Raw genomic sequence first — 25091 nt, 5'->3', positions numbered from 1 at the left:
CAATACCCATCCGTAACCAGCTGGGTCAATCTTAACATCAGTCGATGGAGTCAAAGCTTTAATCTTATCCACAAAGTCGTTGTCGATTTTGCTTGCGATTGCTAAAGCTAACTGACGTACAGTTTCGTTGACAGGTTGTGTATAAGCTGATAGAACAGCCTCGTCCGTCAATGTAACACCTTTAACAACTTTTTTAACAGTTGCTGTAGAAGATGTTGCAGTCAATTTAACTGGGTCGAACGCTACACCTTCCGCTACGTCGTCAGCTTCTCCGATGAAGTTCCATTGAGGTACTGTCAAAGTATCGCCTGGCTGATTGACTAAAGTATTGTCAATATCTGCCAAAGGTGCTAAGATAAGGTTGTCGATCATTTTCTTCTCTAGGAAGTCTCCAATGACCTCGGGGTTGATTAAATCTGCAATTTTAGTTACTTCTGCTACCATGTGTATTCTCCTTTTCGTATGGACTTATCTAATTAAGAGTTACGTCGCAAAGCTTCGTACTTAGCTGGGTTGCTTGCTTTAAGCTGCATAGCTTCTTGGGGAGATAAGTCGAATAATGATTTAGCTTCTCGCTGCCCTCCAACCCCTACAATATCTTGGTTGCTAGGTGCTGTCTGAGCTGCAAGGCCTTTTACTTTTTCCTCCACACGTTGTGACAAGAGGTTATTGATTTCTACGTCTAAAGAGTTGACGTTGTGTTTCGTAGCTTCTGGAGAATCTCCAATCACGTAGTCTGCAAAGCTTGCCGGAAGTCCTGTAGCTGCTAATGCGGCTGAAGCCACACTTTGCATTGCTAAGCGGTCTTTCTCTGCTTGGATTTCTTTGAGCTGTGACTGCATCTGCCGAAGTTGAATCTGCTCTTGTGTTTCTGGAGGGTTTAATTCTTGTAACCGTTCTTGAACGATCCCTTCCAAGTGCTTACTCTTCCAAGACTCAATAGCTTTGGATGCAAACTGGTCTAACCGAGGACTAATGATAGATTTGCCTGCTTCCGTTTCTAAGAAACTTCCTACTGTATCTTTGTTTAAGAATTGACTTTCTACGCTTTTACGCAGTTCTGGATTGGATTCGATAGCTCCTAAAACAGTTTCAACAGATAACCCTTCTGTGCCTTCTGCTGTCCCATTGCCTTGTTCTTTCATAATTTCGTCTGCCATGATTGTATTTCTCCTTCCGCCCTCGTAGGTACAACGCCCTACCGTGCTTTAGATATAGTATTTTGTAAAGTCCTTGGCTTAGGTGTCCTTTAACATTTAACCTACGAGATTACAGGGACAATGATGCAGACACAATGAGGATGCACAGGGAGAAGAGGTAATGTTTCTAGGGTATAGAGACCCTCGTTTCTGATACCTCCGTGAGCTAAGCTTTTGCAATGCTCACAAACTCCACTAACGGTTAACTCTGGTCTATTGCTCCATTTCCATAATGTTATCTCGTACTGTTTGGAAGCTTCCACAACAGCAAGATTTATAATTACTGAGGCTTGAGCCTCTACATGTCGTCTGAGGAAGTAGAGAAGGTTGTCTCTAAGCTGTTCTAAGTGAGCGAGCTTGCCTTGACTCTCTCCTAAAACGACTGTTCCTGTAGCTACGCCCTCCAATTCATAGAGTATCGGAAGTAAGATGCTAAAGAAGTAGTCGTAAGCTTCTTCGATAAGCTCTTGAATTGCGTTCGTTATATCTACAGAGGCTATCCCCTCTCCCAATGAGGGGTGTCCCACGACCTTTTCAGCAACCTCCGTGAAAGCTTTTGTAAGCTCTTCTTTGAAGGCTGTACCATAGACTGAGGTGTAGTATTCTAGTAAGCTCTTGGAGTCTTGGATAAGCATATAGTCTGGAGACTCTTTCATAGCTTCTATGATAATCTTATCAACAACAGCCTCAAGTTGGGGAGAGTACCTCCCGATAATATCTGCAAAGTCTTTCTGAGTATCTATCATGACATCTGTCAGAAAGGCTTCCAGAAGTTCTTGGCGTTTCTTCTTCCCCATCTTTCTAGCCATCTATAAGTCCTCCTAGTCTCTTGGTTTCTTGTTACGTGATTTCTCCTGCTCTTTAGCAGCTACTGCATCATCTGTGGTAATCGTATTGGCATCAGTTCTATTGTCTAGCTTCTTGACGTTTTGACCTGCTGTAGCGACTTGTCCAAGGTTAGTCTGTTTAAGCATTGACATCTCTGCTTGAATCTTCATACGTTCCTTACGCTGTTCGTTAGCTTTCTTAACCTCAGACTCTGGGTCAGTAATGAATGGGAACTGTGCAATGATCGTTTCATCTGGTAGAATGTCACGAAGTTTAACAGCCATATCAGCTAACTCTGAGAATGATTGTGGAAGGTTACGTACAAAGACTGGTTCCACTTTCTCTGGTTTAAGATCTTTAGCACCTTTCAAATTAGTCAAGTAGTGGCAGATGATTTCATAGCGTTGGCGAAATACTTTGCGAAGCTTAGACTCACGAACTGCTGACTTGTTCTCCAATGGTTGTGTAGCAGCTTTCATAGCTGTTCCAGTAGCTGCATTGAAGTCTTTAGATGTCAAGTCTGGAGTTTGAGAAAGACTAAAGATGTTACGTTCGGCTCTATCCTTGATGTTTTCAATGTGAGTATCGTTAATGTTCTTAACTAACCACTCAGCCTTCCCACCCTCTTCGGTAACCATGACACGATTGTTTTTCATCTTATCCAACTCAGAGTTACCGTTTTCGTCTTCTCCAATGTCAAATCCAGCTAACCACAAGTAGGCATCATTCAAATAGTTAATGTCATTTACAGAGTCTGATACAGCTAAGTTGTAAGCATCAATTAATGGAATCTGAGCTTCAAAGTCTCCTAGACGTTCCTCGTTAGCGATGACTTCAAATACATTAAACTTTCCAAGAAGATTCGGAAAAGTTTCTGGGATTGGCTTACTTTTAGTTCCATCGGCAAGAGTCTCTGTTTCAAATTTAATAATCTTATCTTTGGTATAGACTTCATAAGTCCGGTACACAGCTCCTGTAGCGCTTTGGTACACAGTGTTATAATAGATAGCTGCTAGAGGTTCACTGTCCAAGTCCATCGAGTAGCACATAACCATATTCATTGGAGAAATTGCTTTGATACGATAGTCTCCGTTACGGTCTAGGTAATGGATTTCAAAAGCATGGCCAAAGATTCCAGAAAGCTTAACCAACTCATTGTCAACGTCATGGAAATCATTCTTATTAAGAATTGGAAGCATCGCATCAATAGTTGTCTCGTCGCCTTTTAAAGTAATTGGTTCCCCAGCTAAGTAAGAAGCTGCTGTATCTACTAACAGTTTAGGGAAGTTGTGCACGACTTTATTATTAGGCTTTGTCTTATCGTCAAACGTTCTGTTTAGGATAGCGTGGTGCACACCTTTGTAATAATCATACAAAAGCTGGTAGCTACCTACTCTCCCATAATGGAGTTCAGCAGCATTAATTAATTCATCAGTTGTAAAGTCTCTGGATATATAGTGCTTACGATTATCAGCGACTGTATAAATGTCTCCAGCAGACAATTGGTTATTTGGAATAGCCATGTGATAGTCCTCCTTAATTATCTTCAAAGGTACAGCCCCACGCTTTTGTGGAACTGTCCTACAGCCCGAAGGCAGCCTTGCTGATAGACCTTACTTTGTTTCTTGGGATCATGTCTGATACAGCATATCGAAGAGCATCCATACAGTGGTCGAAGCCGTTGGATCGAGGTTTGTTAAGGTACTCGTCCTTAAGATGTTTGTTAGGTTGCCACTCATAATTCTCCAGCTCTGAGATAGTCCTTACACAGCGTGGGTCAACAACGATTGTGTAGCCTTGCAGATATTGGATACCATGCAAGATGCTGTCCTTCCCTTTTCGTGAAGGTTTAATACGTCGTGCCCCAAGCCTCCGAAGCTCTTCAATAGACTTTGGCTCAGCGCTATCTGCAAAGATTTCATTGTGGACTATCTTACGCTTCTTAATCTCTTCGAAGATGTCCTTGTTTAATAAACCTGTTTGATACATTTCATCATAGATGTAAAGACACCTAGAAGATTCATCAATCATAATGGAAAGTAGTACGGTAGGGTCATTGGTAAATCCGAAGTCAAGCCCCCATTTAGGTTTCCAGTGGTCTCTCAAAAGCTTCCGTAAGTCTAGCCGCTGTCTTGTCCAGTTTGTATAAATACGTTTACCCAAGCTGGCGAACTTGCCAAGAGCGTAGATTTCGTAGTATACTGGGTTAGTATTCTTCATGTCCTCTAACTGCTTGATGTATGATCTAGGAAGGAATCGATTGTCTTTGTAAGTTGTACTAATAACTTTGCAATTCTCTGGACGTTTCTTAGCTGGGTTATGAAACATGTGGTAGACCCAGTTATCTTTTGAAGCAGGGTTATACATAATAAATACTTGGTTGTTTCCGGCAGACTTGTTACGCAGCCGTAGTTGAAGCTGTGAGTAGTCGTCCAAAGTGAACTCAGTAGCTTCCTCCATAACTATGTCAGAGATACCGGAAATAGATTTGATACGCTCTGGGTCTTCCATCCCTTTAAATATGTACTCTGTTCCATTAGGTAGTTTAATAGTCATGTACGAAGCCTTTACATCACATAGGTCGTAGATGCCAAACTCCTGTAGACATGTCTTGTATTCTTGGAAGATGGAGTCCCGAATCGTATTATCAACTTTACGTGTTACTAGAAACTTACGCTTACTTGCTAAGCCTTTTAGAATCGTATTCTGAACCACAAACTTAGACTTACCAGAACCTGCTCCTCCGTAGAAAACCATTGTACGATACTTACCATTAGGCTTATTGTATAAGTATGGAAGGTAAGCCTCGTTAAAGATTCTCGGAGGGACTGTAAGTTTTAATGGAATTGTTTTATTATCGTTTGCCATAGTGTCCTCCTAAAGTAGATAAAAGCCCCACAGAGGTTTTCCGTAGGGCTTCTTGATTATTTGTTGATAGCATTGTTAACAGACTTGCCAGTCTCGTAGAAGCCTACAGACGAAAGCCCTGCAATAAGTCCTGCAACTGCTCCGATAACTGGTTCGACATCAAATACAACCATACCTCCGGCTACTCCAACGATAACGCCTAAGACGATAGCTGCCAAAGGAATGTACCGAGCTGGAATATACTCTTGAGATTTAATCATATTCATTAAGCCTGTCATGATTGCCCCGATGCCGACTGCAACGGTCATGATGATTTCAGTGTTGTTCAAATTTACCACCTCCTTTAAAGGTTTCTAACTCTTCTTTCAGAGAGGCGTTTTCTTCCTCAAGTTCGTCGACACGTTCCTCTAGCTGAGAAATCTGTAGCAAATAGCCGTCTTCCTTCTCTTGCATGGATCGCTTCAAGTCAGCCATCTCAAATTTTAACTGGCTAAACTTTTCCTCTAAGTCGAAAACAGTTTGTCGAACAGAGTTGTACTCAGCTTTAAGCTCGTTGTGGTCAGCTGCCTTAGTCTCGTACATCTCTTTCCAGCTAGTGTAAATCTCGTCACGATTCTCTATCTCAGTCTTTCTGACTAGCCCTTTGAAGTCTAAGTTTTTGCCTACCCAAGCAGTTACAAAGGCTAATACACCAGTGATTAGTACATCCCAGTGCTGGAAGTTCATTTAAAGTCCTCCCGAATGAGAACTCCATAGGCTGTCCAAGCACATCCAATAGCCAGAATAGCAATCGTATTAGGGGTAGACAGATAGGTTACTCCCATAACAGACCAAAGAACTGCTAAAGAGGTTACTCCTGCTATACGAAGTCTGTTTCTGTTAAGGATGATACCAAGAAGTTTGATAAATCCAGCTGTTACAAAGAAAGCTGATATAAGTCGTAGATCAAAAAGACTGGAGATGTGGTCGTATAAAGCCTCGTGATTAAGTGTGTCTATATTTAAGTATAGCCTTACGCCATACAGAATGCTGACTACAGATAGTCCTATGCCGTGCCATTTCAAATAGAGTATTGAAATGACTTTCCGAAGGGGAGTCGGAAGCTTTTCCATAAGGATTTCTCCCTTCCTTTAGTAGTTTTCCAGAAAACCATAGTCTAGTTCTTCGTCGGTTTCTTCGAAGTCTGCTTCCAAAGCATCGTCCTCAACTGCTTCGGCCTGCTTAATTTCTTCTTCGTCGTCTTCCGGCTCAGATATATCAACTATGATGTTTAATTCATTATTGACTTGTACGTCTGGAGTTAGCAAGTCATGGAATTTAGCTAGTTGTTGTAAGGCGGTCAGCTGGTCTTTTGTAGAAATCCTTGCTTGAATCTTATCCCCTTTAGCTGTTACGATTTCATCATAGCCATCTCGCTTAGCAATCTTTGTAAGATGCTCCAAGACTTCTGTAGCAGTCATGATGTCAGCGTTGGACTGCTCTGTAATAAGCCATTGAATGTAGGCTTTTACATCGTCTCGTTTTAATAAGCGGTGTCCAGAAGATTCATTGTAACCAACTGATCTACAGCTTTCAGCAATGTTTACCGTAGATACATAATGCTGCGCAAAGCGTTTCATCTTTGGCTTAAGGGTTGTTAAATCTACTCCATCATAGTAGTCTGGAGTCTGTGAGGAAGTCATGTACTGCTGCTGTCGCTCTCCGACTTCTTTTCCTTGAATTTTAAGAGCCATCTGTCTCCTCCTTCCAACAGATTAATAAGTCCTCATTCGATAGCCCCTTTAGAAGCTTGGGACGTCCCATGTAAGAATTATTAGAATATTTTAATATAATGGAGTCAATCACTTGACAAGCTTTTTAAATAATGGTATAATGCTTTTAGAGAAAAGGTTTTAGCGCTGTCGGTCGCTGATACCGACGGTACTCCAAGAAGCTGCCTTGCAAAAGCCTTTAGAAAGCTTATCCGAAACTTGGAAAAGGAAAGGAAGGCTTTGCAATGGAGTTTAAATTAATTACAAAAAGCTATTGACAAGTCTCTAAAGACGTGGTAAGATAGATTCATAGAGCTAAGGAAGCTACAATACGCCTATGAGTCGTTGACAACCGTCTGAGGAGACTTTTATTATCTTCTGGGATGATTAGGCGTAAGTGACGTAGAACAGCTCTCAGACTATTTTAGGAGGCTTATTATGCTGTATGAGAATTTTCAGAGAGCTGCAAATAAAGGTAAAGCCGTCCAAGAGGGTATTCGGCTCATAAAGTACCTATTGAGAAATAAAGGAACTGATAAAGAAAACTTTTTATGGGCTGAGCAAATTATATCATCCTATAAACTGCGATTTGGGGAGCCTCCAGAATCCCTCTCCGAGTGGGTATCTCTATTAGCTTTGGCAAACGATACGGTAGGCTCTATTGGAGGAGATAACAAATACGCTAAGTGCAGTAGTTTTGAGTATAGCTTTTATAGCTTTCGTAAGCACCGTAGAATGAAGACACCCTCTGAGAAGTATGCCCATGAGTTTCCGATGGGGCTTCTTGACCATCTAGCTGTGGAAGTTTCCTTAGAAGATGGATGGATTGATGCCATTTACTTGACAACTGAGATACTTCCATGGTATGATAAAGAAAGATTGTCACTATTCGTTGAAAGGTACATTCGAGAGTCTAGTGTTAGAGAAATTGAGAAGTCTTTAGGAGTACCTAAATCAACAGTAGCTAGAAAGATTTCTAGGCTAGACAAACAACTTAGTAAAACATTAGGAGGGTATTTATGACAGAATTTAAAGTAGGCGACAAAGTAAGGTATTTCCAGGACTTATCGGGAAGGTATGTAATTTCATCTCCAACAGTTCCTATAGGAACTATCGGCGAGGTTAGAACAGTGAATCCAAACAGAAGGGTAGAAGACCCCAATGTCATGGTTGGATTGGAGCAGGGAGAAGTTATCTGGTTTTATGCAGACGAACTGCAATTAGTTGACGAAGAGACTGATCTACCATTCGTTCCACAATTTACTCACAAAACTGTCCTAGATACTTCACTAGACATTAACTTGGATGTGTACCTAGCTGCTTTATCAAACATGACCACAGCTCGTAAGCAGATGGCGGATTTGTCATTGGACAGATACCTTCCGGAAGCTGTGCGAGATGCTTTGGAGGAACGATTGGATAATAAGATTCAAGAGTCTGGCAAACAGGCTGAGGAAGCTATCAAACGGATGTCCAAGATACTGGAGGTGGAGTAGATGACTGAGTGGAGAGAGCTGAAAGGGTTCACTAAGTATGATGAAGACGGTCATCTCAAGTATACAGGTATCGACGAACAACTTACAGAGCTTGCTAAATCCTATGAAATTCTAAGAGTGTTCTATGGAGCGTTTAGTTCATCTGATTGGAATGTTATGAGTGGCGGCGATACAACGGCTCTGGTAGAGCTGAGGGAGGATTCCAAATGACAATCTTTGCGCACGATGTTCAACGGCGACCAAAGGACTTCGAAGTGGCATTATAGGAGAATCTCATCGACTTAAGCATTGCCATGCTTCGTAGTACTCATACGAGGGAGTTCCACTGGCGATCACAAATGTTTGGCACAACTACTGGATTTATTATGAATATTATGAGGAGTGATTTATAATGATTACATTAAACTTTGGAGACAGCTTGGAGTTCATTAATACACTGGAGGATAACAGCATTGACGCAATTATTACAGATCCCCCATACAACATCAGTAGAGATAACAACTTCCAGTCCATGGGCAGAGGAGGGATTGACTTTGGCGAGTGGGACAAGGAGTTTGACTTAAGCTCATGGATCGAACTGGCTACTCCAAAACTTAAAAAGGGAGGAAATATCCTAATATTTAATGCTTGGAAAAACCTAGGAGAGATCGCTGCTACTTTGGAGTCACTAGGGTTTGAGGTTAAAGATATGATTCGCTGGGAAAAATCTAACCCGATGCCTCGTAATAGAGATCGGAGGTTTATTGTAGATTATGAGGTAGCCGTATGGGCAGTTAAGAAGGGGGCAAAGTGGACATTCAACCGGATCAGTGATACCTATGATCGACCTCTGATTAAATCAGGCTTAACTCCAAGTAGCGAAAAGGTAGGCAAGGGTCACCCTACACAGAAGCCAGTAGCTGTAATGCAGTGGATAGTGGAACATTTAACTAATGAGGGAGACGTTGTACTAGATCCTTTTATGGGGAGCGGCTCTACAGGAGTAGCCTGTGCTAATTTAGGGAGAGGATTCATAGGATCTGAACTAGATCCGGAGTACTTTGAAATTAGCAAAGGGAGACTACTATCAGAAGGAGCCTGAATCAGAAGAGGAATACGCCTACGTGGAAGGGTGGGATGAGTTTTGAGTGACAAATTTAATTGTTGGATAAGCCTCTTAGTAGCTTTTCTACTATTCCTAATAGGGTTATTCCTACTATTCGTGGTAGGCGTTTCAGCAACGGCTTTATTTCTAGGTTTGTGGACATTCCTAATTCTATGGATGATCTTGTGGGCTATTCTAGAAATGTGTTGTTAGATAGGGAGGTGCCAAAATGAAAGAATTCCGAAAAGCTATTAAGAAACTATTTTTACAATATGGAGGACTGGTAACTTGTTAAAAATCTATACTAAGCGTACTTTCTGCGCCGCTTGCCGCCAGACGAAACTGTTTTTGAACAAGCAAGGAACGAAGTTTGAGGAGATTGTTGTTGACGAAACTGACGAAGAGTTGTTGCAACACCTTCGTGACAGTGGTTTTAGTCAATTTCCTGTAGTGATTAATGGAAAAGTAACTTGGACAGGCTTTCGACCTGACTTATTGAAGGAGGTTGTATAATGTTTAATGTAGGAGAACTTATTAAATACCTAATTGAATGACGTATTGAGCGGCTTGGGATAGATGCTTTATATGCTGACGAAGTTGAATTAGGTAAAATCATGGCTGTTCAGGAAGCTTTGGAAGACATTATCACAGATGTCGTGGAGCCTGTCGAAGATTTAAGTCTCGAATTTGAAGACGATCAAACTTACGATAACTTTGGACAGCAAATTGTAACCGACTTACCTCACATTACAACAACTACTGGACGAGACATGGCAGAATTTTTCCGTGAACGCCACATTCCATTCAATTAAGGAGACTATTAAATGACTAAAATTATTTTATCTCACGAAGACTATGAACGAGTATTACGAGAAGGCTTAGATTTGGATGCTTATTTACAAGGGCGCTTCGATGAAGCTGCCTCAGATGTCAAATATCTTAATGAAGAAGTCGATGTGACTATTCCAATCAGCCTTGATGGAGAACGCCTTGGGGAGGCTTTGGTACAGGCTAATTTACAAGAGGAGGCAGATGCTGCTAAATCCCACGCTTTATACGCTCAGTACACCGCTGACCGAGCACTTAATAGTACGACTGAATTAGCTGCTAGAATCGAGGCGCTGGAGCATCCAGAACCACTGAAAGAGACTGGAAGTGTTGCTTACCCAGCTAAGTCATTGACCTGCGAATCAGGCCGTACCTATGCCGTTCGAGATGCTATGGTATTCCCTGATAGAGGGGATGTGGCAATTATCTTTGAAGTAGAAGATAGCCCGAATGACACACTTCCTGTTAATGTATTCTGGGAAAAATCTAAATGCTGCGAGTGGATGGCAGACGCAGAATTTGAAAATGCCTTTAAAATCAACTAACAAACTTGCGAAGAGCTCTTGACAGGGCTCTTTTTTTGTGTTATGATAACTCTATAAAAGTTTTTAGGAGGCTGTATGATGAATTTACTACTACTACTTATCTGTTGGATCATCTTTCTGGCTCCATTCATAGCAGTTTTATGCTATCTTGGCAAGTTTAAAGAATTCTGGCAATTCCTTGGCTTAGTCTTTGGAATGCTGCTATTGATAGGAGCTTCTTTCGTAGCTTTTATTGTACTTTGTTTAATGTGATTGGAGGGGATTTTTATGAAAAAGCTTAAAATACTGTACCACCAGCTTATGAAAAAGTTCCACTACTATGTGACAAGAGACATGAGGGCTGGGGAAAAGCATTGGAAAGCTCGTAAAAAACTATTGGAGGAGATTAAATGAAGTTTGAAGTAGGAGATGTTTTAGTAGATGCTGGGAGAGATCCAGAAGAACCACGGATGAGCGCCGAGGTAATTAAAGCCTCAGAGGAATTTAAGCAATATACTATTAGAGTAGCTAATGGTAAAGTATTCAATTACCCTAGCGCAAGTGCTGAGTGGATATGGCGAAAAGCTCCTATAGGAACTGTGGCATGGCTTATCCATGAGCTGTCCAAGCATGATCCTACTGACAGTGTTAGTATTTGCCAATGGAACACTAATGGATGGAAAGTTGACGTAAAAGATGTAGAAATAATTAGTAAATTTGAGGAAGGGGAAGTGACTCTATGGTAAATAGACCAATGAAATACTCCAAAGGAGACTTACTGTTAGATTATGAAGGAGACCTTTACAAAGTCCTATCAGTAGATTCGGAAACTAATTGCTACGACATTGGAGGTTTACTCGACCCATGGAGTGATAGATTAGATGCAGACGTCTTGGAACAGTCATTCACAAAGCTTCCTGCCGGAACTATTGGAGAGCTTGTCCACAAGCTACTGGATTATCCTATGGACACTCCTATCAGCATCTATCGGGCATCTGGCTCAGCAGACCTTTACCTAGACTCCATCAACGACATTGAGATAGACTATGAAGATACTGGAGGAATTATCTTATGCTAGACTATTCCATTGACATCAAAAAGTATAACCCAAGCACTCCAACAGAATATCAGCCAGACCTTCGGGTAGACCACTGCAATAGTCGCCTAGTGATTTCAGAGAAGCTGTTGCCAAGGCTTCTGAGGGCTGTGGCTGAGTATGTTAAAGATGACTCCATACTAGTCATGAAAGGAGACGTTGAGGCATACTTTACTCAAAGTTTTACGAAGCATGCTTCCACCCTAAATGAATTGGCCGACCGCTTGGAGACTTTACAAGAGGCTGAGGAAGTGGAGTTCGATTTATCTGAGGCTCGTGATAGCCGTTATTTACTTACTAAGAAGGTAACCTTTGAAGACTGCCTAGAGGCTACCAGAGAGCGGATGGAGGAGCAGTGGCAGGCATCTGCTCTGGAAGCTGTCCAAAAGGCTGCGGACATATTGGCTAAGGATGCTTTAGACAGTCTACTACTTGAGAAGTCTCGTGAGGAGATTCCGGAGCTATTGGAAGGAATTCAAAAGGTTTCCGAAGCTGCCAAGAAGTCTGCCAAAGACTCCACTGAGCTGTTCAGCAATGAGACTCTGGGAAAGCCTCAGTCGGAAGTCGTTGACGATAGCTACTGGAAGGAGTTACATCAGCAGGAAGCTGAGCTTATGAAGAGGTTTGCTGGAAAGGATTTGGAATCAACTGCTAAACGCTTTGAAGAAGCTCGTGAAGAACATGGCACTCCAACATGGAGAGTAGGGGCATTGATGCAGGAGAGCCCAGCTAAAAAGCAGCGGAAGAGTTTAGTAAGAGCTATCATAAACCTGCTGGACACTAAATATAAATAAGCTAATAGAGTCGCTTTCCAAAGCTGTGGGAAGGCGGCTTTGATAAGTATAGGAGGAAAGTTATTTGAAGCCGATTAGATTTGAAGGAGTTTATGACCCAACTATTTGGAAGCCTGTTGAAGGGGCTGAGGGATATTTTGTCAATATGGAGGGAAAGATTAAGGGGAGACGTGGGAGAGTCTTGAAAGGTTTTCTTGCAGGAAGTTATCCCTCAGTTTCTGTGGGTAGAGGAAAAAGCTCTCTGCGTATTCACAGGGCTGTAGCCAAAGCTTTTATTGGAGATATTCCAGAAGTCTGGGTTGTTAATCATATTGACGAAGTTAAAACAAACGCCAATGTAATGAATTTAGAAATCTGCACAGCAAGCCATAATGCACGTCACTCATTAGCCTCCCGAAAGCCTCGGAAGAACCTTGGTAAAGCTATTGAATACCTGTCAGAATGGAAGCCTATCCCCAGCATCCCTACAGCTATGGCACATCCATCTGGAAGAGTTGCTTCTTTAGATGCGCAGGGCAAGTTAAGGGAACGTTTGGGCTATGTGCAAGCCACTGGGTACCGTCGAGTGAGGGTAAATGGTAAGTCGTATTACACGCATAGGCTTATTGCAGAGACTTTTTGTCCAAACCCCAACAACTTTCCAATAGTAAATCACATAGACGAGAATAAACTTAACAACTGTGCCAGCAACCTCGAATGGTGTACCTATCAGCATAATGTCCTCCATGGAACGGCTAGACAACTAGCTACAGAAAAACTTTCCAAGCCAGTTGTTGCAAAGGACTCAGAAGGAAACATAGTGTACACCTTCAAAAGTGCCGCAGAGGCTATTCGTATGGGGTTCCATCCGGGGCATATCAGTAGCTGCTGTAACGGCCGCCAAAAGACTCACAAAGGTCTCTACTGGAGCTTTGCCTAAGCCTCCATAATAATTGATTGAGCCACCTTTTGACAGCTTGTCGAAGGGCGGCTTATTTTGTTATGTATGGAGTTATAAATAAACTAACCAAACAGCTTATCGTGCGTGTGATCGTAACAGTTGTCGGAAGTCTTATTAGGAAAACTGCAAAAATAAAATTGGCCAGCCGTTTTCGGAGTCTGTCGGAAAGCTATCGGACAGCCCTATATAGAAGATCCAGAAAAAATAAATCGGACAGCCTCACACGGAAACTTGCAGAATTTCTAAGAGGCTGATAGTGCGCGCGCCTTCGGTCAGCTGTGGCAAGACCCCCTCCCTTGGTGGGGTCAACGGTGTATGGTACGCCTTGGGAAGCCTGTCAGATAGCTTATCGTGTCAGCTGTTCGTGAGTCTGTCGTGTGTCTCGTCGGTCGGTCGTCGGTCAACGTGTGTCGAGACTGTCGAACAGTTGAGTCAATGTGTCATGTCAACTTTGTATAATACACATTATGTAAACTAGGTCAATAGATACGCGAACAGCTGTTCGATAGCCTACAGAAGCCACTCCATAAGGACAGTAACAGCTGGTCGGCAGTTGGTTGTCGGCTCTATATAGGTTTTACGTTTATGTTTGACTTATTGACTGTACTCTGACAGCTGCGGCAAGGTGCCTGGCAGCCTATCGAACACCATGCAACATACTCCATTATAAGCTATTATCAGACGATCAGAAAGACTCTCGAACAGTTACCGGAACAGCTACTCGGATAGTTGTGCACCACGTTCCAGAATAACCGTTTGAGTAACGCCTATAATAGTTGTTATAATAGCCTTTGAATATATGCCTTGTATATTCTCATATACGCCCTCCAAATGATAGGATAATAGTAGCTTACCTTGCTATAGTTAAACGTCTGAGAGGGCTTCTCGTGAGCTATTTAAGAGGATATAAAAAGAAGCTACTCCAATCAATGGTGCAACTTCTCTTCTGACTATTTAGTTATACGTTAGGATAAGCTGTTGACAGGCTTTCTAATAGCTTCTGGATAAGCTGTTGACAGTTACTTACCTAAGCTTTGGGAAGCCTTGGGAAGCTTTTGCAAAGGCTGTTGAAAGCATGCTTGGTAATAGATAATGGAATAGCTTTTATAATAGCTTATTATAATCTGTTACTCTCATAACAGATACCCTTTTAAAAAAGTTAAGTCCCACGCCCTCTTAAGAATAACATCCAACACGTATAAACAAGTGGAATAAAAGCCTATCTGCCGGCTTTGAAAGCATTTAATTTAACAAACAATAACAGATCACTTCTTAATCTTTTCTTAATAATTAAAAAAGCCACTCCACAATCGGAGTAGCCTTTCTAAGCCTATTTGATTATTTGTTGACAGCCTCCAAACCGATTCCCTCGTCAACTTTGAATGTCTGAATAGTTTTCTTATCGTTGTCGATAGGGTAGACGTATAGCTTTTTCGTGTCACTTTCAACTATAACAAAGTCTGCCTTGATAGTTGCGTACGAGTCTAGCTTTTTATTAAGGTCTGCAATCATGTTACGGTTGCTTTCGATAGTATCTTCTGCTTCTGCGAGAAGCTCATTGTTGACTTTGTTAGCTTCCGAAGCTTCTTGATAGCCTTTCTCATAAGCTTTTGTACCTATGAGAAAAGTTATATTCAAAACTGTAATAATTGTTAGCATTGTAATTGTAAAGTTTTTTAGTTTCATTTTGTATGCCTCCCATGTTTATCTATAGGTGTGAAAAAGTGTAGCATAGCTTTTTTACAATTTCAATAGTTTATTTAAAAATTTCTGCTTCTTTTATAATTTCGTCTAATTGTTTCATTGATCGACTTGTGCAAAAGCTTCCACCAATTAATGCAACAGCTATGAAAATAAACGATTCTAACATTTCATGACCTCCTCTCTTATCTACTTTCTAAGTCTTTTTGCAACTCGATTTCAGTGATACCTAATTCTGACTGCAATAGTTCAATGCTTACTTGAATATTTTTTCTACTTTCATCGTCGATGTTAAAAAAGTTATCAGCTTTCAGATCGTTAATGATGGCAATTATTTTTTGTTTATTTTTCATAGTCACTAGCCCTTTCTATAAATCTTTATCAAGTGTTATCAAGTCATCATCTGAATCATCTCCAAAAAAGCTCGGTGTTTCTATCAGCTCACTAGGCTTTGCCAGTCCTTTCCTTATTTCTTCTTTTCTAATCATATCAGAAAGCTTTCTTACCACGTCTTCATAGAGAAGCGGGTCAACTTCTTTGACAGCCTCCAAAAGTAACGCTAGGTTATTTATGGATAGCTTTCCTCTTCGATACGTTTTCAGCAAGCCTTTGCCTGTGACTTTATTATAAGCTTTCTCAAACTGTTTTTCAAGTCTTTTTTGAAATTGTTTGTCCTTTCGTCTTTCTAAGTAGTCGGAAAGTTTTTGGCAAGCTTTTTTAAGAGTAGTCCAGACAGCTATACCAAAAACTGCCCATAAGATAGGTAGCAAGTCACTCACTTCCTTTCTTAAAACTGTGGTGTATGTTTCTAAAATCTAGTTCTACACTTAACATAAGAGCAGAAGCTTTCAAAAGATTATCCTCTAGCATTTGCATAGTTTCATGATAGCTTTTTGAATCGTTTGGCAAGCCTTGTAATGCCTCTTGAGAAGTCTTTGCTAGGACTAGGGAACGTTTTAAGCTGTTGATAGTTGTGAAGCCTCGTTTGAAAGACTTATTTACGAGGCTATTTTCTTTCTTCTCTTTTTCTGCTTCATACATGCTTTTATATTCGTTTTTAACCATTAGTCGACAACCTCCAAAGAGCCTTCGACAAAGTCAATTTCATTATCTTTCATAAACTCGGTTAGGCTTTCGATAGCCGTTTCTTTGTCGTATACGTCAATACATTCTTCGAAGTCTCTATCGTCAAATCTGAAATAGCCTTCGATATATTCGCTTGTTGCTGAACCATATAAAGATATTCCTTGAATATCTCCGTCACTGTCCTTATATTCTAGGAAAGCAAGCTCGAAGCGTTCAGACAGTTTTTCTTGAAATTTGTAAAGGTTGTCGAATTTCATCGAAAAGTATTTTGTATAACCTGCTCGCACGTCTATGCCAATATGGACAGCAAAGAAAACCAGAGTTTCTTCTGTGCAATCATTCTCATAGATAATAAAGTTTAAATCTCTTTCAAGGTAGCCACAATAATTGTAAGTATTGTCGGCACCATATTCATACCATGAAACGCCTCCCCAATCGTTGTCTAATTCGTTGAAATAGTCTTTAAATTCGTCAACGGTTAACCATTCGCCTGCATATTCCATCTCTTCAAAAAAGCTTAGTAAAGAGATTCGCCCAAAGTGATCTTTGCTTAAAGTTGGTGCTGTTTTTCCTGTAAAGTTGATTGGGCTTTGCATTGCTTCAAGTTCCTTTTTAACAGTTTCCCAATCGCTCAGCCCAAAGCTTTCTTCTATAGTTTCAAGAATTTCTCCGACTGTGATATAATGTTTTTGTTCGTTCATTTTTATAACCTCTTTCAATTTTTTATTTTTTATCTAGTTTGTAGTAATTTGCAATTTTGTATTTTCCTTTTTAATACCTTTCAAATATTCATATAATTCATTTGTTAGTTCTATTGAGTTTGTATCTATAAAAACAGTTAGAAAACCGTCTTCCATATCATTCATTTCATTATCTGCCACAATAGTAATATCATTATTGCCGATATTAATTTCTATATTTAACAGTGTGCCATTTTCTTCATACTCGCTCAAAAATTCTTTAATCATATTTTTATTCATTTTTATAACCTCTTTCAATTTTTTATTTTGTAGGTACAGTGTAACAGCTCTTTAAACAGCTGTCAACAATTTTATTTTAATCATCTAACCAAGCAACAAAAGCAAGGGCGCTTGCCACGACACATACAGGCGCTAAAATCAGCCATGAAACAACCATTATAAAACCTCCTTTCCTGATCTCGTCATAAGCTTATCAAAATATCAAGCGACTGTCAACACTTTTATCTTATCTTTTGAAATATACTTTTCAAGACTAGCTACAAGACTATAAACAGCAGTTAGGCTTCCACAAGTGGCGTAAAAATTGTCGTTTGTATAAATGTTATAAGTCATGTTTTTCAACTTCCTTTCTCTTAACTTGATACCAATATACCATGACGTTTTTTAAATTGCAATAGCTTTGCTAAAAGTTTTTTATTTTATTTTTCGAAAGCTGTCCAAAAAGTCGCCTTATATAGTAGAAAACTTTCAGCGAGACTTCTTCCTGATCTTGTTCAAAAGTCGTCTAAAAGAAGCTTAAAAGCTGTGGAAAAGCCTTGATAATGTTGTGTATAGGCTATGACGTTTTAAGTGAAAACTGTTAAAAAATCCCGGGGTGCATCCTGTGGACAGCTGCTGGAAACCTCGTACGCCTGTCATGATGTTTTAAGTGATTTTTCTTAAAAATCCCGGGGGACTGTTATAAAATTCTGGGGAAATCCATTAGTTAAATGTTATTTTAGGATGGATATGAGTTATTTGAATAGTTTTGTGCTACTTGATGTAGTCTTATTGGCAGCTGTGGCAAAAGCTTGGCCAAGACGTGGTAAGTTTTTATTATGGAGGCTGATTGAAAGGCTGTCAGATGATTTTTAACGGATGATTGTCCAATCTTTGATCTGAAACGTGCTTAGAATGCTCCTCTGACGACGTTAAAAAGCTGTTATAGTGCTATTTTAATAGTTTGTTGAAATAATTTGAAAAATTAAAGGAAAAATTTTTAAAAATTTACTCCATTCCTAGAAAAATAATTTTAAAAATATCCCTTAACTTAGAAAAATATTTTGAAAAATCTGCCTCCAAATTTCTTGGCAAAAATAAAAGACAGCTACCCTTCGGCAACTGTCAAAAAATTATTCTGTAATTGTTACATTTCCATCCAAAAATTCTGTGTAAAATTCTCCTGTCATACTAATACATTCTTCGGGAATATTTGTTAGAGTTTTTAGATCCGACTTTATCCCAAATACTCCAATAGATGGCTGGACTCCTTGTAAGCCTTCCGTACCTTCTGGCACAACTGTAAACTCACTTTCGTAAAATTTTGCCTCATAGTGATCGAGGTCGAACTCCAGAAAAGAGAAAGAAGCTTGTGGAAATTTTACAGTAAATACTTTACGACTTTCTGCTAGTCTGTTACTTACCTTTACAATCTTTCCAACGTAACCACAACGACTTGTATATAGCTTGGTAGATACCTCCAAATTATCCTTGGACTTAATCTTTACAAAATCTCCTACTTTAGGCTCCTTTGTCCCCTGCTGAGCGGCCTTTAACGCTGCTTGAGTCTCTTCTAGGGCTTTAATCATTTCATCCGACTGCTTCATAAAATTACTCAAAGCAACATCTAGGGAAGCTTCTGGATGTTCTACGTACTCGGCCTCTCCATCAGATATGCTAAAAAATCGTGACACCTCATCCGGAAGTTTTACCTCAACTAGGTTGTAACTATCCCAAGGAACTGGGAAAACTTTTCCGACATACTGGTCAATATCTGGGTACCCTCCATTATTCAACAAACGTACATATCTTTGCATAATATCTCCTCCTCTTTCAATAAACCAATCTTACCACGTATCTTGTACAATGTCAACAGCTTTCGTGAATTATTTTCTAAAAGCTCTCCGACCAGCTCCTGTGACAGCGCCGATCCTTCCAAAGGAATACGTGCTGAATGAGCTATTTCAATATGCGAGTCCACAAGCTCTCCGAGAAGCTGTAGCTCGTCTGTTTCAAAAATTCTTAGCTCCATAGCTCTACTATAGCATCTGGAAATTCTTTAGCAGCATCACAGGCTACATGAATGTCTCGGAAAAACATTAAAGATTCGTTAGCCCAGTTCTTTGTAAAGGCTGCCTGATTGTTATTTAGCTTCGTAAGAGTCCATCCCCCGAGGGTTACAATGAAGAGTTCTTCGGTAGGCTCTGGCAACCTACTGTCATCTAAAAGCTCTGGAACAGTTGTATGGAGCCGTTCAGCGATCCTAGCCATCTTTGCAAGGGTTGGTGGAGTATTATTCCGAAAGCCTGTTGAAGAGGTTCCGTCTCCACAGACTTCTACCCAAGACATCTGATGGAGCTGTCGAAGAGCATCCACGTTCTTCCAAAAGGTTCTTGTAATGTTTTCTACATAGGTGTCTTTAGTCATGTCTTCACTCCATCCCCATAGTTTCTAAATAGCTGTTCAGTTGGTCAATGACATTGTAATTAATTTGAATCTGGTCATTGTATCGTGCCACACGTACCCTATAACTTTCTCTCTGAGTACGATTTTCTTCAAATTCAATTCGGTCATTAAGCTGCTCAATCCGTTCATTCAAAGATGCGTTAGCCATGTACAAAGAAGTGATAAGTGGCTTAACTCTTTTTGGAGCTAATTTAACCATTGCGTATGTTTCTGGATTCATTCCAATTCCTCCTTAAACCTCATTAACAATATCTACTCGGACAGCTTTCCCACGTTCTCTCCAACAAGTCTTTCCAACAGCTTCCTCAGGGCTGTGGGCTATCACTACATAACTTCGTGGAGTGCTTTCAAAGTCTAGGTAATAGATTACTTCATACCGCTTCATCATATTCAACATCCTCTCTACTAACTTATGAATTAATCATATCATGACTTTTGGAATCTGTCAACAGTTTTTGCAAAATAAAAAGACAGGAGTTACCCTGCCTCTTTGCCATACTTTTTAACTGCTTTGGTAAACTTCTTACGTGCATCTTTCAGTCGTCTGCCTAGAGTGCTTTTAGAAAGTCCGTTATATCCTTCCAACTTTCTGAGGGATATGCCTTCCAAAACATTCTTCCGGAAGACGTATTCTTCATCAGATCGAAGGTTGCTTCTGTCAATAACTTCTTCAAGCCAAATCCAGTAGTCTTGGTCAACCATGTAGTCTCCATAGACTTTGGAGTTCTCTATCATAGGACTAAATTCCGATTCTAGGAAATAGTCTTCGGTGGCTATCCGCTTCTCTTTTCGATAAGAGTAGAAACTATACTCAAAGCTGCTACACTTAGCATACTTATTGTCTCCAGAAAGACCCCCAGTGGTGTCGTCCTGCATGTAGAAGGTGCTTAAGGCGTGAGCTAAGGTATCTGGAACATCTTCCCCCCAAAGCTTATGAAACAGCTCGTAGGCCTCTTCTACAAACAGCCCTCTGACTTCTGCTGGAAGTTTACTACGTCTTAGGACAACTGTCACAAAGCGTTTGAGATGCAAGGCACACTGCCCTGCTGTCTCAGCTTCTGTAATAGCTCTGTAAAAACCTATCTCATTATACAATGGCATCTAATCAACCTTCCCAAACCTCGCTTTATACTCTTCAATAGCTGCTCTGGCAACTGCTGGCATAGCTTGGAAATCAGCTTCTCCATTATTTAGAATAGTCACGTCCGGCTGAATGAGATCAACCTCAGAATCCCCTTCATTATCTAATTTCAAAGTCTCTCCCAAAGCTTCTGCACGAGCTTGGCGGATCAGTGGGTCAGCATCTACCTTGACTACTAAGAAGCCTTCTTGACTAGCCCAGAGAGCTTCGTTAAAGTAACGTGTGTCAGTGATAATCATTGCTACTGGCTTTCCGAAGCCTTCTGTATTTTCAAAATAATCTCTAATGGCCTCTACTGGACGAATCCAAAAGTTTATATCAATCTCACGAAAAGCATTTCCAAGGGTTACGTAAGCATCCCGAGGCCTCTCGTTGTTGACTAAATGACCGAAGAATTGCTGATAGATTTCTTTTAAGTAGTCTGCAAACGCTACTCGAATAACTTCATAACCCTGTTTGGATAATTCTTGCTCCAAGACGTTTGCAAAAGTGTCTTTGCCAGCCCGGGCAGTTCCTGCTAATGCTATTTTAATCAATTAATCTTCCTCCTTGCTTGTGATGGAAATTCTCCTGTCTTCATAGCTGTGCAATAGGTTTTCCAAGCAAATCGGATAGCTCTAAAAGGAAATGCTAGTAGGCTATCAATCAGCTCCTGCACGAATGTTGCAACAGGTGCTACTAGGATATAGAATAGATACTGCACAAGCTCCATAACAACTTTAAAGATAAAAGCTATTGTTACTTGGACTCTAAACATCATCTCCGACAGCCTCCATAGCTTCCTGCTGCTTCTCATCAAACTCTTTAGCAGCATTGATCTCAGCTTTTGGAATGAGCATAGAAGTCTTTCCAATATGAGTAAGAGCAATTCCAATAGCATCGGTTTCATCTGTGGTCATATCTGATACATCAACGTCTGTGTAGATTTGGATAGCCTCTGCTACGTCTGCTTTAGAGGACTTCCCAGAGCCTGCGACAACCTTCTTAACAGTCGTCGGGCCATACTCATAGTAGCGTGGGTACCCTTCTAATTCCAAGACTAGCTCGAAGGCTGCGAAGAACTTCATATTAATAAATTGAGTAGCCATCCGACAGATTGTCGTCTCCTTAATTACAAAGTCTGGCTTAAACTCATTGAGAAGTCCTGTCATCTCTTCGGCAAATATTCGGAGGCGTTTGCCAGTCTTATCCTTGGAGTTTGTAATAATGTTTGTGGTAAAGACTAACGTAAGGTTACCGTTAGCCTCTTGGTCTAATACTGCTACACCTGTTGAAACAGATGAGATGTCAAAAGCCATGAAACGCATCAATCTTCCTCCTTATGAACCATGATAGAAGCGATGTTGTGGTTGTTTAAATACAGTAGCCCCTCGGTTGTTCCAATGATTACTGCTCCATTTGTATGAAGGTCAGTTAACATCTCCTCAACCTTCGTCTCCGGAAAACCTTCTGAGGCTTCGAAGCTATATGTTTCATAGAAAATGTCGTCCCCAGACTCATTGGAGATAGGGGTTAGATAGGTAATTGTGAAAGTTGTGTAATATGTGATCTTCATAATCTTCCTCCTAGAAATACTCCCAAGTGTACCCTCCATGGCTTTTTCGCTTACCTTTAGCACAAGAGGTTATATGACTTGGGTTAAATCCCCAATCTTTTGCATCAATTATACTGTTAAATAAGATTGGAGTTCCTTCTTTAATAGGTGTAGCGATAACCTTTTTGGAAACGGAAGCTATTCTTCTAAGCTCCCGAGTCCCATAATTAGAGTTCTGCTTGGCGGTTACCCATTCAAGGTTACTGACATGATTATTAAATTTATCCTCGTCAATGTGATTTACTTGGGGATTATTTTCGGGGTTAGGAATAAAAGCTTCTGCCACTAATCGATGAACCAGCTTTCTCTTGCCCGAAATACATACCTGATAATATCCCCTAGCTAATTTATTAGGCTTTAGCAACTTCTTAGAAAGTTTACTATATACATTTCCATGATCGCTTATGGAGTAGTCTGGGAATCCTTGAATCTCTTTCCATTGTTCCATTACACAATATCCTTTCGAATCCGTTCAATCTCTTTGATAGCCTCTTTTTCAAACTTAGTGGAAGCTTCTAACTTAAGTTCCTCTAATTCCCTATAGGTAAGGCTTAAAGCGCAAGCTGTCTTGTAGTCGTTGAATTGGAAATCAGCCAATGAAAGCTTTGGAAATACTCCTTCGTGAGCCATTTCAACAGCTGTGAAGAAACGATTCCGAACCTCTTTCTTCTTCTCTTCTGGAGTCTCCACCCCAAATACTCGGAAATCTGGGTACTTGGCATAGTCTTCCTCAGTCATGTTCCAGCCTTTGTGAGAGGCGTTTACATAGACGATGAGATACTGGTCAAGGTCTTTTAGCATAGCATAGTTAGTAACCTGCCATACGTGTTTGGAGTTAGCTTCCTTCATAGACCAATGACCAGTCGCTGCATAAGTTGTTTGCTTAGACTTAACCTCAAGTCCTACCCGATACTCTTTTCCAGTCTCTGGGTCAGTGTAAATCATAATGCCGTCCAAAGAGCCTCCGGTAATGAAGTTTATCTTACCACTCTTGAACTCTTGGAACGTCGTGGAAAACTCTTCAAACATCGGGTAACCTTCTGGAGTCCTTTCAAATCGGAAGTGGCAAGGCTCTCCAACAAGTCGTTCATAATGCTTCTCCATCATTAAGACATACAACTGCACCATGTCTCCGATAGCTGTACCGATGTTTTGCCAACGATTCTGCCAAGGGCTTACCAAACGCTTGTCTGCATTATTGGTAAACTCTAAGGCATCAATCGCTCGGAGAGTCTGCTCACGAAGACATTTTCCAGTGCCACTTGAACGGAAGAATGGAACGCCTTTCGGAAAGTCTTCAAAGGGGTTGTTGTCAAGAACGTTGATATACTGAGAATAGAGTTGCTTAGTTATTTGTAAGTCTGTGTTAAATCCGGTGGCACAAAAGCGATCAAGCTCCTGTGCAAAGTCTATTGCCATCTTCTGTGCCAAAGTCTGTCCGGAAGCCTTGTTAACTGCTGCTAAACCTTTTGCCATTAAATGTAAACCTCCATGATTAAAATTGTCCAAATTCTATGATAGTTGCTTTCCCAATCAGCTCTTCAAAATGCTGTGAGCGTGGGGTTGTGCCACCGCTTTTGATAACTTCCTTAGCAGCCTCTTTGGACACAGCTTTAATATGATATGTTCGGAATCCACTTACAGGGACTGTTACAATGAAGTCGTCTAGAATAATCTCTCCCGAACGCTGTTCAAGGCTGTGCAAAACGTTTTCTGATTGACTTACCCACTCTAAGTTGGAAACGTCGTTATTCTGCTTGTTGCCATCTTTGTGATTGACTACATCACAGCCTTCCGGTCGGGGTAAGAAAGTCTCTGCCACAGCTCTGTGAATCCTAACATTAATCGTCTGATCTCCGTGAGGGATTCGTACATGTAAGTAGCCAGTATCTTGAGGAGTCAAACACTTATTCGTTTTAATATTTCGAATGACTCCTCGGGTGCTTATGAAATACTTGTCTGACTGGATTCCATTGTATATTAATGGAGCCTCATGAATCGTTTCTACATTAGTCAATAAAGCGACCTCCTCTACCTGTCCCATTATATCACATTTCATCGTCTTTGTCAAGTCTGTCTCTTGCATGGGAGATCGCTAGGGTATGAATACATCCTCCAAAAAACCAGATTAATGCAGCTATTCCTATAACAAAGCCAAGACCTATTGCCACTACTTGGTAATTTGCTAGAACGAAGATGGTTAGTAATAGTAGCAAAATGATGCAAATTGCTATGGTTAGTGCCCCTAAAAACTGTCCAGTAGCTATCAGATAGTCTTTCAAATTAGGCTTCATTGTAGATGTCCTCCAACTCTTTGCGAATCTCGTTAAGTCTCTCTTCCTTACCGTCGTTGTAGTATCCCCAATCAGCCATTACATAAATCATACTGGATTGGAGTTTGGCTACCCTTGCCAACTGGTCTTTCGATAGCTTCTTGAAGTCTTTCAAAGCATATCCAGAAGGCTTACCAGCATCTCGAAAGTCCCTCATCATCGAGTCGTGCTTACCCATTAGCTTGCGCTCCTCGTCGATAAGTTCGAAAGTTTTGATAAGCTTTTCGAATTCCTGCTCGACATCGTGTTTAGCTACTAGAGCATAAAGGGAGTGGTCTAAGAAACGACCGTCTTTACACGTCTTAGATAGCTCTCGCTTAGTTGCTTCCATGATGTAGTCGTTAACCTTCGTAAAGTTCTTGGCGATCTCTTGCTTAATCTCTTCGTTCATTTAATCTTCCTC

At 40.7% G+C, this 25091-nt stretch carries 39 protein-coding genes; 12 read left to right on the top strand and 27 right to left on the bottom strand.

Annotated elements, in window-relative coordinates; translation table 11 throughout:
* The 9 genes from ACTQV4_RS07820 to ACTQV4_RS07780 all read right to left on the bottom strand — a co-directional run.
* On the bottom strand, positions 1-444 hold a 444-nt coding region (locus ACTQV4_RS07820), incomplete at its 3' end, for a N4-gp56 family major capsid protein (RefSeq protein WP_441569579.1).
* A 32-nt stretch (positions 445-476) separates the two neighbouring features.
* Positions 477-1160 carry a DUF4355 domain-containing protein gene (locus ACTQV4_RS07815; RefSeq protein ID WP_441541175.1) on the bottom strand — a complete coding sequence of 228 codons (684 nt, stop codon included), beginning with the start codon at positions 1158-1160 and terminating at the stop codon, positions 477-479.
* A 101-nt stretch (positions 1161-1261) separates the two neighbouring features.
* Positions 1262-2008 carry a hypothetical protein gene (locus ACTQV4_RS07810; protein WP_441085769.1) on the bottom strand — a complete coding sequence of 249 codons (747 nt, stop codon included), beginning with the start codon at positions 2006-2008 and terminating at the stop codon, positions 1262-1264.
* Positions 2009-2020: 12 nt separating this feature from the next.
* On the bottom strand, positions 2021-3550 hold the full coding sequence (locus tag ACTQV4_RS07805; protein WP_441541173.1) for a phage portal protein: 1530 nt from the start codon (positions 3548-3550) through the stop codon (positions 2021-2023).
* A gap of 58 nt (positions 3551-3608) precedes the next feature.
* Positions 3609-4895 carry a PBSX family phage terminase large subunit gene (locus tag ACTQV4_RS07800; RefSeq protein ID WP_441085683.1) on the bottom strand — a complete coding sequence of 429 codons (1287 nt, stop codon included), beginning with the start codon at positions 4893-4895 and terminating at the stop codon, positions 3609-3611.
* Positions 4896-4951: 56 nt separating this feature from the next.
* Positions 4952-5224, bottom strand: a complete 273-nt coding sequence (locus ACTQV4_RS07795) for a hypothetical protein (RefSeq protein WP_432490425.1) — start codon at positions 5222-5224, stop codon at positions 4952-4954.
* Positions 5211-5621 carry a hypothetical protein gene (locus ACTQV4_RS07790; protein WP_441085682.1) on the bottom strand — a complete coding sequence of 137 codons (411 nt, stop codon included), beginning with the start codon at positions 5619-5621 and terminating at the stop codon, positions 5211-5213. The genes ACTQV4_RS07795 and ACTQV4_RS07790 overlap by 14 nt, the downstream gene beginning before the upstream one ends.
* Positions 5618-6007 carry a hypothetical protein gene (locus ACTQV4_RS07785; RefSeq protein WP_441569578.1) on the bottom strand — a complete coding sequence of 130 codons (390 nt, stop codon included), beginning with the start codon at positions 6005-6007 and terminating at the stop codon, positions 5618-5620. The genes ACTQV4_RS07790 and ACTQV4_RS07785 overlap by 4 nt, the downstream gene beginning before the upstream one ends.
* A gap of 18 nt (positions 6008-6025) precedes the next feature.
* A complete protein-coding gene (locus ACTQV4_RS07780) occupies positions 6026-6628 on the bottom strand; it encodes a terminase small subunit (protein ID WP_441541170.1) in 603 nt (200 codons plus the stop codon).
* A 456-nt stretch (positions 6629-7084) separates the two neighbouring features.
* Between ACTQV4_RS07780 and ACTQV4_RS07775 the strand changes: the two genes are divergently transcribed.
* The 12 genes from ACTQV4_RS07775 (at position 7085) to ACTQV4_RS07720 (ending at position 13387) form a co-directional block, all read left to right on the top strand.
* Positions 7085-7669, top strand: coding sequence for a hypothetical protein (locus ACTQV4_RS07775; protein WP_441085680.1), 585 nt, complete (start codon positions 7085-7087; stop codon positions 7667-7669).
* Positions 7666-8142, top strand: a complete 477-nt coding sequence (locus ACTQV4_RS07770) for a hypothetical protein (RefSeq protein ID WP_441541168.1) — start codon at positions 7666-7668, stop codon at positions 8140-8142. The genes ACTQV4_RS07775 and ACTQV4_RS07770 overlap by 4 nt, the downstream gene beginning before the upstream one ends.
* The gene (locus ACTQV4_RS07765; RefSeq protein ID WP_441085678.1) at positions 8143-8352 is read left to right on the top strand and encodes a hypothetical protein; all 210 of its coding nucleotides are present in this window, start codon (positions 8143-8145) and stop codon (positions 8350-8352) included.
* A 181-nt stretch (positions 8353-8533) separates the two neighbouring features.
* Entirely contained in the window at positions 8534-9223 is a 690-nt protein-coding gene (locus ACTQV4_RS07760) for a DNA-methyltransferase (protein ID WP_441085677.1), read from the top strand.
* A gap of 291 nt (positions 9224-9514) precedes the next feature.
* On the top strand, positions 9515-9739 hold the full coding sequence (locus ACTQV4_RS07755) for a glutaredoxin domain-containing protein (protein WP_441085676.1): 225 nt from the start codon (positions 9515-9517) through the stop codon (positions 9737-9739).
* 101 nt (positions 9740-9840) lie between these two features.
* Positions 9841-10038 (top strand): hypothetical protein, encoded by a 198-nt coding sequence (locus ACTQV4_RS07750; RefSeq protein ID WP_441569577.1) that lies wholly within the window; start codon positions 9841-9843, stop codon positions 10036-10038.
* 12 nt (positions 10039-10050) lie between these two features.
* Complete coding sequence (locus tag ACTQV4_RS07745) at positions 10051-10599, top strand: hypothetical protein (RefSeq protein WP_441085674.1); 549 nt, start codon at positions 10051-10053, stop codon at positions 10597-10599.
* Positions 10600-10866: 267 nt separating this feature from the next.
* The gene (locus tag ACTQV4_RS07740) at positions 10867-10992 is read left to right on the top strand and encodes a hypothetical protein (RefSeq protein WP_441085673.1); all 126 of its coding nucleotides are present in this window, start codon (positions 10867-10869) and stop codon (positions 10990-10992) included.
* Entirely contained in the window at positions 10989-11324 is a 336-nt protein-coding gene (locus ACTQV4_RS07735; RefSeq protein WP_441085672.1) for a hypothetical protein, read from the top strand. The genes ACTQV4_RS07740 and ACTQV4_RS07735 overlap by 4 nt, the downstream gene beginning before the upstream one ends.
* Positions 11318-11656: a hypothetical protein gene (locus ACTQV4_RS07730; RefSeq protein ID WP_432490328.1), complete on the top strand. Its 339-nt coding sequence runs from the start codon at positions 11318-11320 to the stop codon at positions 11654-11656. Before ACTQV4_RS07735 ends, ACTQV4_RS07730 begins: the two co-directional genes overlap by 7 nt.
* Positions 11650-12468 (top strand): hypothetical protein, encoded by an 819-nt coding sequence (locus ACTQV4_RS07725; protein ID WP_441085671.1) that lies wholly within the window; start codon positions 11650-11652, stop codon positions 12466-12468. The genes ACTQV4_RS07730 and ACTQV4_RS07725 overlap by 7 nt, the downstream gene beginning before the upstream one ends.
* A 64-nt stretch (positions 12469-12532) precedes the next feature.
* The gene (locus tag ACTQV4_RS07720; protein ID WP_441085670.1) at positions 12533-13387 is read left to right on the top strand and encodes an HNH endonuclease; all 855 of its coding nucleotides are present in this window, start codon (positions 12533-12535) and stop codon (positions 13385-13387) included.
* 1359 nt (positions 13388-14746) lie between these two features.
* Here ACTQV4_RS07720 and ACTQV4_RS07715 read toward each other — a convergent pair.
* From ACTQV4_RS07715 to ACTQV4_RS07630, 18 genes are all read right to left on the bottom strand, one after another.
* The gene (locus tag ACTQV4_RS07715; RefSeq protein ID WP_441541163.1) at positions 14747-15094 is read right to left on the bottom strand and encodes a hypothetical protein; all 348 of its coding nucleotides are present in this window, start codon (positions 15092-15094) and stop codon (positions 14747-14749) included.
* A gap of 200 nt (positions 15095-15294) precedes the next feature.
* Positions 15295-15462: a hypothetical protein gene (locus tag ACTQV4_RS07710; RefSeq protein WP_441541161.1), complete on the bottom strand. Its 168-nt coding sequence runs from the start codon at positions 15460-15462 to the stop codon at positions 15295-15297.
* A 15-nt stretch (positions 15463-15477) separates the two neighbouring features.
* Positions 15478-15888 (bottom strand): hypothetical protein, encoded by a 411-nt coding sequence (locus tag ACTQV4_RS07705; RefSeq protein WP_441541159.1) that lies wholly within the window; start codon positions 15886-15888, stop codon positions 15478-15480.
* Positions 15881-16174 carry a hypothetical protein gene (locus ACTQV4_RS07700; RefSeq protein WP_441541157.1) on the bottom strand — a complete coding sequence of 98 codons (294 nt, stop codon included), beginning with the start codon at positions 16172-16174 and terminating at the stop codon, positions 15881-15883. The genes ACTQV4_RS07705 and ACTQV4_RS07700 overlap by 8 nt, the downstream gene beginning before the upstream one ends.
* Positions 16174-16896, bottom strand: coding sequence for a hypothetical protein (locus tag ACTQV4_RS07695; RefSeq protein ID WP_441541155.1), 723 nt, complete (start codon positions 16894-16896; stop codon positions 16174-16176). Before ACTQV4_RS07695 ends, ACTQV4_RS07700 begins: the two co-directional genes overlap by 1 nt.
* Before the next feature lie 33 nt (positions 16897-16929).
* The gene (locus ACTQV4_RS07690; RefSeq protein WP_441563683.1) at positions 16930-17163 is read right to left on the bottom strand and encodes a hypothetical protein; all 234 of its coding nucleotides are present in this window, start codon (positions 17161-17163) and stop codon (positions 16930-16932) included.
* Between the two features lie 1124 nt (positions 17164-18287).
* Positions 18288-18971, bottom strand: a complete 684-nt coding sequence (locus ACTQV4_RS07685) for a hypothetical protein (RefSeq protein WP_441541151.1) — start codon at positions 18969-18971, stop codon at positions 18288-18290.
* A gap of 205 nt (positions 18972-19176) precedes the next feature.
* A complete protein-coding gene (locus tag ACTQV4_RS07680; RefSeq protein ID WP_441541149.1) occupies positions 19177-19581 on the bottom strand; it encodes a hypothetical protein in 405 nt (134 codons plus the stop codon).
* Positions 19582-19585: 4 nt separating this feature from the next.
* The gene (locus tag ACTQV4_RS07675) at positions 19586-19840 is read right to left on the bottom strand and encodes a hypothetical protein (RefSeq protein ID WP_441541147.1); all 255 of its coding nucleotides are present in this window, start codon (positions 19838-19840) and stop codon (positions 19586-19588) included.
* Positions 19841-20097: 257 nt separating this feature from the next.
* Complete coding sequence (locus ACTQV4_RS07670) at positions 20098-20721, bottom strand: hypothetical protein (protein ID WP_441541145.1); 624 nt, start codon at positions 20719-20721, stop codon at positions 20098-20100.
* Positions 20722-21297, bottom strand: coding sequence for a hypothetical protein (locus ACTQV4_RS07665; protein ID WP_441541143.1), 576 nt, complete (start codon positions 21295-21297; stop codon positions 20722-20724).
* Positions 21298-21510: 213 nt separating this feature from the next.
* Positions 21511-22068, bottom strand: a complete 558-nt coding sequence (locus ACTQV4_RS07660; protein WP_441085776.1) for a crossover junction endodeoxyribonuclease RuvC — start codon at positions 22066-22068, stop codon at positions 21511-21513.
* Entirely contained in the window at positions 22068-22316 is a 249-nt protein-coding gene (locus ACTQV4_RS07655; RefSeq protein ID WP_441541141.1) for a hypothetical protein, read from the bottom strand. The genes ACTQV4_RS07660 and ACTQV4_RS07655 overlap by 1 nt, the downstream gene beginning before the upstream one ends.
* A gap of 10 nt (positions 22317-22326) precedes the next feature.
* A complete protein-coding gene (locus ACTQV4_RS07650) occupies positions 22327-22803 on the bottom strand; it encodes an NUMOD4 domain-containing protein (RefSeq protein WP_441541139.1) in 477 nt (158 codons plus the stop codon).
* Positions 22803-23831, bottom strand: a complete 1029-nt coding sequence (locus ACTQV4_RS07645) for a hypothetical protein (protein WP_441541137.1) — start codon at positions 23829-23831, stop codon at positions 22803-22805. Before ACTQV4_RS07645 ends, ACTQV4_RS07650 begins: the two co-directional genes overlap by 1 nt.
* 19 nt (positions 23832-23850) lie before the next feature.
* Positions 23851-24399, bottom strand: coding sequence for an HNH endonuclease signature motif containing protein (locus ACTQV4_RS07640; protein ID WP_441541135.1), 549 nt, complete (start codon positions 24397-24399; stop codon positions 23851-23853).
* 4 nt (positions 24400-24403) lie between these two features.
* Positions 24404-24649, bottom strand: a complete 246-nt coding sequence (locus ACTQV4_RS07635; RefSeq protein ID WP_441541133.1) for a hypothetical protein — start codon at positions 24647-24649, stop codon at positions 24404-24406.
* On the bottom strand, positions 24639-25079 hold the full coding sequence (locus tag ACTQV4_RS07630; RefSeq protein WP_441541131.1) for a hypothetical protein: 441 nt from the start codon (positions 25077-25079) through the stop codon (positions 24639-24641). Before ACTQV4_RS07630 ends, ACTQV4_RS07635 begins: the two co-directional genes overlap by 11 nt.
* Positions 25080-25091: the final 12 nt, after the last annotated feature.

Origin of the sequence: Collinsella sp. LCP19S3_B11 (assembly GCF_052121915.1) — a bacterium.
GTDB lineage: Bacteria > Actinomycetota > Coriobacteriia > Coriobacteriales > Coriobacteriaceae > Collinsella.
This window is presented reverse-complemented; position numbering and strand designations above follow the sequence as displayed.